Source organism: Pseudomonas sp. A-1 (genome assembly GCF_004801855.1).
Taxonomy (GTDB): Bacteria; Pseudomonadota; Gammaproteobacteria; order Pseudomonadales; family Pseudomonadaceae; genus Geopseudomonas.
In genome coordinates this window covers 1-7,725 of record NZ_SSTC01000131.1, presented here as the reverse complement: position 1 = coordinate 7,725, position 7,725 = coordinate 1, and the positions used below count along the sequence as shown (strand labels likewise).

General features: G+C 70.3%; 6 protein-coding genes and 1 pseudogene. All 7 read right to left on the bottom strand.

What is annotated here, in order from left to right:
- Positions 1–709, bottom strand: a pseudogene (locus tag E5198_RS19495) (hypothetical protein); the annotation flags it as partial.
- Between the two features lie 50 nt (positions 710–759).
- Complete coding sequence (locus tag E5198_RS19490) at positions 760–2,787, bottom strand: TonB-dependent receptor (protein WP_136491594.1); 2,028 nt, start codon at positions 2,785–2,787, stop codon at positions 760–762.
- 249 nt (positions 2,788–3,036) lie between these two features.
- Positions 3,037–3,414: a DUF2946 family protein gene (locus E5198_RS19485; RefSeq protein WP_136491593.1), complete on the bottom strand. Its 378-nt coding sequence runs from the start codon at positions 3,412–3,414 to the stop codon at positions 3,037–3,039.
- Positions 3,415–3,519: 105 nt separating this feature from the next.
- Positions 3,520–4,329, bottom strand: a complete 810-nt coding sequence (gene eutC / locus E5198_RS19480; protein ID WP_136491592.1) for an ethanolamine ammonia-lyase subunit EutC — start codon at positions 4,327–4,329, stop codon at positions 3,520–3,522.
- Positions 4,330–4,437: 108 nt separating this feature from the next.
- Positions 4,438–5,835 (bottom strand): ethanolamine ammonia-lyase subunit EutB, encoded by a 1,398-nt coding sequence (locus E5198_RS19475; RefSeq protein ID WP_136491591.1) that lies wholly within the window; start codon positions 5,833–5,835, stop codon positions 4,438–4,440.
- A 55-nt stretch (positions 5,836–5,890) separates the two neighbouring features.
- Positions 5,891–7,339 (bottom strand): ethanolamine permease, encoded by a 1,449-nt coding sequence (eat, locus tag E5198_RS19470; RefSeq protein WP_136491590.1) that lies wholly within the window; start codon positions 7,337–7,339, stop codon positions 5,891–5,893.
- Positions 7,340–7,413: 74 nt separating this feature from the next.
- Positions 7,414–7,725: aldehyde dehydrogenase family protein (locus tag E5198_RS19465; RefSeq protein WP_136491589.1), on the bottom strand; the 312-nt coding region annotated here is incomplete at its 5' end.

The window sequence follows — 7,725 nt, the reverse complement described above, 5'->3', positions numbered from 1 at the left end:
CCCGCCGCCGCCACGGCGCGCGGGACTGCCGCGGGCGGGCGAGGAACAGCGCGACGCCCAGCGCCGCCGTGGCCAGCAGCGCCGCCAGCAGCAGGCTCATCAGCAGCGGGCGCAGCAGGCCGGCGCCGTCCAGCCAGCGGAAGCTGTGCACGGCCTGGAACAGCCGGCCGAACCAGGCCTTGCGCTCGTCCACCAGGGTGCCGAGGCGGTCCTGGTGGAGATCCAGGTACAGACGCAGGCCGTCCTCGCGCGCCGTATCCACCCGCGCCACCGGCAGCAGGCGGTTGACGAAGGCGTACTCGCCGTCGAACCCGCTCAGGCTGCCGGCATAGCGCAGCGGCTCGGTCGTCCCCAGATAGTGCTGCGCCAGGCGCTCGGCATGGCGGGCCAGCAGATCGGCCGGCGCCCCGCTGCGCGCGTGCCAGTAGCGCGGCTCGGCGACGCCGGGCAGGCGCGCCTGATAGTAGGGTTCGCCATCCAGCACCAGCAGGCGCAGGGCCTGCACTTCGCCGAGGCCCGCCGCGCCGAGCACCGTGGCCGGTGCCTGCAGCCCCTGCAGCGGCAACAGGTCTGCCGGCGGCAGGAAGGCCGCCGGCCGCGGCTGCAGGTTGCTCATCAGCGGGTGCAGCACGCCACTGGCGGCCCAGCCGAGCACCCCGAGGCAGGCCAGCAGCGCCAGGCGCCGGTGCCACGGCAAGAGCCGCAGCACGCGCTGGCGCCAGCTCGGCCGCAGTCTGCGGCCGATCCCCTGCGCGGCGGTCACAGCCGCCACTCCAGGCCGGCGTACAGGCTGCGGCCGTCGCCGGGGAGGAACTGCGCGCTGTCCTGGCCACGGGCGTCGGCGATCACCCCGGTGGTGGCGGCATAGGTCTTGTCGGAGAGGTTGCGGCCCTCGACGAAGAAGCCCCAGCCCTCGCCCGCCCGGTAGCCGCCCTTCAGGCCCCAGATCGCGTAGCTGTCGGCGTACAGGCTTTCTGCCTGGTCGACGTTGTAGTGCGTCGGCACCCACTCGAAGGTCGGCCCGGCGTACCAGCCGCCCTGCTGCCACAGCGCCTCGCCCTTGACGAACTGGCGCGGAGCGCCGGCCAGGCGGTTGTCGCCGTAGACGGCGTCGTCGTCGAAGCGGAAGTCGTTGAACAGGTACTGGCCGCGCAGGACGATCCGGCCGAGGGTCCAGGCGCCGCCCAGCTCGATGCCCTGGTGGATGGTGCGCTCGGCGTTGACCGTGCCCAGCGGCTGGCCGTTGCCGTCGTTGAGCGCCAGCAGTTCGTCGCGGATCTCGCTGCGGTAGATCGCCAGATCCAGGTCGAGATCGCCGCGCGCCCAGCGCAGGCCGGCTTCCCAGGTGTTGGCGCGCTGCGCGTCGTTGCGGGTCACCACCTGGCCGCCGGTCAGCTCGCTGAAGGTCGGCGGCTCGTAGCTCTGGCTGAGGTTGGTGAACAGCTGCACGTCCGCGCTCAGGTCGTGGCGCAGGCCGATGCGGCCGAGGCGGCCGACGTAGGTGGCGTCGAACGACTCGTCGCGCGCGGTGACCAGGCGGTCGTCCACCTCGCGCTGCTGGTGCAGCCAGGCGACCCCGCCGATCAGCGCCCAGCGTTCGGCCAGCGGCACCTCCAGCTCGGCGAAGGCGTTCAGGTTGCGCGCGGTCTGCTGCAGCTCGTTGACCTTGGCGCCCTTGTGGCCGCCGACGTTGAGGTAGCGCGAGTCCCGGTTGCGCCCGTGGCTGACCTCGACGCCGCCGGTCCAGCGCCAGCCGTCGCCGCTCGCCCACTTGTGGCTCAGGCGCAGGCCGTAGTCCTCGCTGTCGATGTCCAGCACCTGGAAGATCGGGTGGAACAGCGACTTCTCGCTGTAGTAGCTGGCCAGCTCCAGGCGATGGCCGTTGCCCAGCTGCAGGGTGCTGATGTTGCCGACCCGGTCGAGGGTGAAGTCGCGACGCTGGTCGCCGCTGAGGCTGCCCGCCGCGGCCTGCTCCGGGTCGCGGCGCATCTGCGCCTTGGTCAGGCTGCCGGGCAGCTCGGAGTCGGTTTCCACATGGGTCAGGTAGAAGCGGGTGGCCAGGCGCTCGTTGATTCTTCCGCCGAGGTTGGCGAAGTAGCGCCGGTTGTCCTGGCGGGCGTGGTCGCGAAAGCCGTCCTGGGCGTAGTCGTTGACGCTCAGGTAGGCGTCGACATCGCCGAAGTCCTCGGCCACGGCGCCGAACAGCCGGCGATAGCCGAAGCTGCCACCCTCGACGCGCAGGTCGACCGGCGCGGCCGTCTGCCCGGTGGGGGCGACGAAGTTGATCGCGCCGCCGAGGTTGGCCGCACCGTAGCGCCAGGCGTTGGCGCCGCGCAGCACCTCGATGTGGTCGGTGGCCAGCGGCTCGATGGTCTGGAAGTCGAAGCTGCCGTCGGCCAGATTGACCGGCGCGCCGTCCTGCATCAGCAGTAGGCCGCGGCCATGGAAGGTGCGCTGCAGGCCGGAGCCGCGGATCGACAGGCGCGCCTCCTCGGCGCCGAAGCGCGGCTGGACGAACACCCCGGGGGCCAGGCCCAGGGCGTCCTGCAGGGTGCTGCTGCGCCCGCTCTTGTAGGTCTCGGCGTCGACGACCGTGGCGCCGCCGGGAATCTGCGCGAACTCGACGCGCTTTTCCGTCAGCGTGGGCGCGGTCGGGTCGGTCTTCCGGCCCTTGCTGATGACGATGGGCTGCAGCTCGACTTCCTCGGGCCGGGTTTCCTCGGCATGGGCGGTCGAGGCCAGTGCAATGGCGAGGGCGAGCAGACTCGGAATGGGATAATGGCGCATGGCGATCTCCTGATGCTTGTTCTTCTGGTTCCATGGACTTGCGTGGCCTTCCCCGGCGAGCGGGCGGCGGATCATCCGCGCGCCGGCACTCCCCGGCCGGGGCAAGGCGGTCAAGCTGGGCAAGGACTTGCAGGGCGGCGGCACAGACGGCGCAACGATCCGCCGCGGCTCAGCCCGAGGCTGGTCCGCCCGAGGCTGGTCCGCCCGAGGCTGGTCCGCAGGGGAAACGGTGGCGTCTGTGCGCGGAGATCAGGGCGCGCGGGGATTGGCCGGGGGCCAGGTGTTACGGGGTGCGGGCCGTTCGTCGCGGCTCGCCGGGCGCAGCCAGTGGCGCTGCGGCCGCAGCCACTGGCCGAGGGCGAACAGCAGGGGCAGTACGACGAGGACGAAGGAGCTGCAGCAGGAGCAGCCGAAGACGCCGAGCGCGTCGCCGGGCGCGGGGTCGCTGAAACCGCTGTCCAGCGTCGGGCCGGCATTGTCCTGCAGCGAACAGAAGGCGCCGCCGAGACCGTTGAGCTTGAGGCCGGCCATCTGCCCGTGGCCCAGGCTGCAGGCGAACACGCCCAGCAGGAGGCTGCAGTACAGCACCCAGGCGGTCAGCATGCGGTCGGTCGGCGAGAGTTTCATGAGTTCCAGAATAGCCCGGCGGGCCAGTCGCAGCGCGCTGGCGGCGCGCGATTATCCGGAGCTCGGCGAAACCGGCGAATGCGACAAGGCGCCGCACCCGGAACCTCAGCGCCCGCCTTGCAGCAGGAAGTTGCCCCGGCCGCCGCCGTCCAGGCTCGGCACCTCGGCCTCGTCCTTGAGATCGACGCCGGAGAGCTGGCGGCGGCAGGCCTCGCGCATCAGGTACAGCAGGCGGAAGGCGGCCATGCCGTAGCTGAGGCCCTCCAGGCGCACGTTGGAGATGCAGTTGCGGTAGGCATCGGTGAGGCCGATCTTCGGCCCGTAGGTGAAGTACAGGCCGAGGCTGTCCGGCGAGCTGAGCCCCGGGCGCTCGCCGATCAGGATCACCGTCATCCGCGCGCCGAGCAGCTCGCCGACCTCGTCGGCCACCGCCACCCGCCCCTGCTCGACCAGGCACACCGGCGCCAGCGTCCAGCCCTCGGCGTGCACCTGCTCGAGCAGGCGGTCGAGGAATGGCAGGCTGTGGCGCTGCACTGCCAGCGCGGACAGGCCGTCGGCGATGACGATGGCCAGATCGTAGCCGCCGCCATGGGCAGCGGCGTGCTCGCGCAAGAGCTGCGCGGAGTCGGCGTGCAGACGGCGGCCGAGGTCGGGGCGCTGCAGGTAGGTGTCGCGGTCCCTGGCGGCGCTGCGCAGGTGCAGGCAGTCGAGACCGAGCGAGCCGAGGGATTCGCCCAGCGCCGCGACGTCGAGCGGGGTATGCACGGCGTCGCGCGCCTGGGCGTGGGCGAACTGGAAATCGAGCTGCGCGGCAGTCGGCAGGCTGGTGCCGGCGCGGCCGAGGGCGATGCGCGCCGGGGTCAGGCCGCGTAACTGCTGCCAGGGGTTTTCGGTGGCGGGGGATTTTTCGGGCATCGGAAACCTCCGGGTGCCGTTGTATTGGGTAGTCCGCCTGTAGGGGCGAATTCATTCGCCTTGACGGGTGGCATGGCGAATGAATTCGCCCCTACGGGCATGGAACGGTCAGGGACCGAGCTGCGCCAGCGCCTGGCGAAACGCCGGCGGCAGCTCGTCGCCCAGGCGCACGCGGCCGCCCTGCTGGTGCAGGATGCCCATGCGCGCCAGCCACTCCTCGAACTCCGGCGCGGCGCGCAGGCCGAGCACCTGGCGGGCGTACAGGGCGTCGTGGAACGAGGTGGTCTGGTAGTTGAGCATCACGTCGTCGGAGCCGGGGATGCCCATGATGAAGTTGATCCCCGCCGCGCCGAGCAGGGTCAGCAGCATGTCCATGTCGTCCTGGTCGGCCTCGGCATGGTTGGTGTAGCAGATGTCGCAGCCCATCGGCACGCCGAGCAGCTTGCCGCAGAAGTGGTCCTCGAGGCCGGCGCGGATGATCTGCTTGCCGTTGTACAGGTATTCCGGGCCGATGAAGCCGACCACGGTGTTGACCAGGAACGGCTTGAAGTGGCGCGCCACCGCGTAGGCGCGGGTCTCGCAGGTCTGCTGGTCGACGCCGTGGTGGGCGTTGGCCGACAGCGCGCTGCCCTGGCCGGTCTCGAAGTACATCAGGTTGCTGCCAAGGGTGCCGCGCTTGAGGCTGAGGCCAGCCTCGTAGCCCTCCTGCAGCACCTTCAGGTTGATGCCGAAGCTGGCGTTGGCCGCCTCGGTGCCGGCGATCGACTGGAACACCAGGTCGAGCGGCGCACCGCGCTCGATGGCGGCGATCGAGCTGGTGACGTGGGTCAGCACGCAGGACTGGGTGGGAATCTCGTAGCGCTGGATCACCGCGTCGAGCATCTCCAGCAGGGTGCAGATCGAGCCCATGCTGTCGGTGGCCGGGTTGATGCCGATCATCGCGTCGCCGTTGCCGTAGAGCAGGCCGTCGAGGGTGCTGGCGGCGATGCCGGCCGGATCGTCGGTCGGATGGTTGGGCTGCAGGCGGGTGGACATCCGCCCGCGCAGGCCCAGGGTGTTGCGAAAGCGGGTGACCACGCGGATCTTCTGCGCCACCAGGATCAGGTCCTGCACGCGCATGATCTTCGACACCGCGGCGGCCATCTCCGGAGTCAGCCCCGGCGCCAGGGAGCGCAGACTGGTCTCGTCAGCCGCCTCGCCGAGCAGCCAGTCACGCAGGCCACCGACGGTCAGGTGACTGACCGGGGCGAAGGCCGCGGCGTCGTGGCTGTCGATGATCAGACGGGTGACCTCGTCGGTCTCGTAGGGGATCAGCGCTTCGATCAGGAAGTGCTTGAGCGGCACCTCGGCCAGCGCCATCTGCGCCGCCACCCGCTCGGCGGCGCTGCTCGCGGCGACGCCGGCCAGGTAGTCGCCGGAGCGCGCCGGGGTGGCCTTGGCCATCAGCTCGCGCAGGCTGTCGAAGCGCCAGGTCTGGCCGCCGACGGTGTGGACGAATTGAGCCATCTGTTGGTTCTCCTCGCGGCGACCGCCGGGTGGCGGCCGCCGTATCCTTCAAGCGTTAGCGCAGGGCCTTCTCGGCGGCCTGGATCGCCGCGAATTCTTCCTCGGGCGTGCCGGACACCAGGTGGTGGCGGCTGTACAGGGCGAAGTAGGCGATGAACAGGGCATAGATCGCCGCGGCGCCGATCACCACCCGCGGGTCGACCAGGAAACCGGCGACCAGCGCCACCGCCGCCAGCAGCAGGGCCACCGAGGAGGTAACGATGCCGCCGGGCGTGCGGTACGGGCGCGGCATCTCCGGACGACGCAGGCGCAGGGTGATGTGCGCGGCCATCATCAGCACGTAGGACAGGGTCGCGCCGAACACCGCCACCAGGATCAGCAGGTCGCCCTGGCCGGTCAGCGACAGGCCGAAGCCGATGATCCCCGGCACCACCAGCGCGGCCACCGGCGCCTTGTTGCGGTTGGTCACCGACAGCCCGCGCGGCAGGTAGCCGGCGCGCGACAGGGCGAAGATCTGCCGCGAATAGGCGTAGATGATCGAGAAGAAGCTGGCGATCAGGCCGGCCAGGCCGACCAGGTTGACGAACTGGCTCATCCAGGTCGAACCCTGGTAGGCCGCCTCCAGCGCCTCCACCAGCGGGTTGCCGGAGCCCATCAGCGCCTTGGCACCAGCGGCGCCCGGGCCGACCAGCAGGATCAGCCCGGCGAAGGTCAGCAGCACCAGCATGGCGCCGATCAGCCCGCGCGGCAGGTCGCGCTTGGGATTCTTGGTTTCCTCGGCGGCCAGCGGCACGCCCTCGACGGCAAGGAAGAACCACATGGCGTAGGGAATCGCCGCCCAGATGCCGACGTAGCCGAACGGCAGGAAGGCGCTGGCGCCGGCGGCCTCGCTGACCGGGATGTCGAACAGGTTGGCTGCGTCGAAGTGCGGCAGCATGCCGACGATGAACACGCCAAGGGCGATGGCGGCCACCGCGGTGATGGCGAACATCAGCTTGAGCGCCTCGCCGGCACCGAGCACATGGATGCCGATGAATACCACATAGAAGGCCAGGTAGACCAGCCAGCCGCCGACGCCGAACAGCGACTGGCAGTAGGCGCCGATGAAGCAGGCGATGGCCGCCGGGGCGATGGCGTACTCGATGAGGATCGCCGTGCCGGTGAGGAAGCCGCCCCAGGGGCCGAAGGCGGTGCGGGTGAAGCCGTAGCCGCCGCCGGCGGTGGGGATCATCGACGACAGCTCGGCCAGCGAGAAGCACTTGCACAGGTACATGGTGGCCATCAGCAGGGTGGCGACGAACATGCCGCCCCAGCCGCCCTGGGCCAGGCCGAAGTTCCAGCCGGCGTAGTCGCCGGAGATCACGTAGGCGACGCCGAGGCCGATCAGCAGCACCCAGCCGGCCGCGCCCTGCTTGAGCTGGCGGTTGGCGAAGTAGTCGGCATCGACGCTTTCGGTTTCCACGCCCTGGGCGTGGGAAACGATGTGGGATTGTTGTGTGGACATGCGCAAGGCCCCTTTCCCCGCCGCCCCTGCCGAGACAGGAGCGGCGTCATGTGGATGGATTCATTTATGGCAGATCAGAAGAAGCCCAGCGGCTTGATGTCGTAGCTGACCAGCAGGTTCTTGGTCTGCTGGTAGTGGTCGAGCATCATCTTGTGGGTCTCGCGGCCCACGCCGGACTTCTTGTAGCCACCGAAGGCGGCGTGCGCCGGGTACAGGTGGTAGCAGTTGGTCCACACGCGGCCGGCCTTGATGCCGCGACCCATGCGGTAGGCACGGTTGATGTCGCGGGTCCACACCCCGGCGCCCAGACCGAACTCGGTGTCGTTGGCGATCGCCAGCGCCTCGGCCTCGTCCTTGAAGGTGGTCACGCCGACCACCGGGCCGAA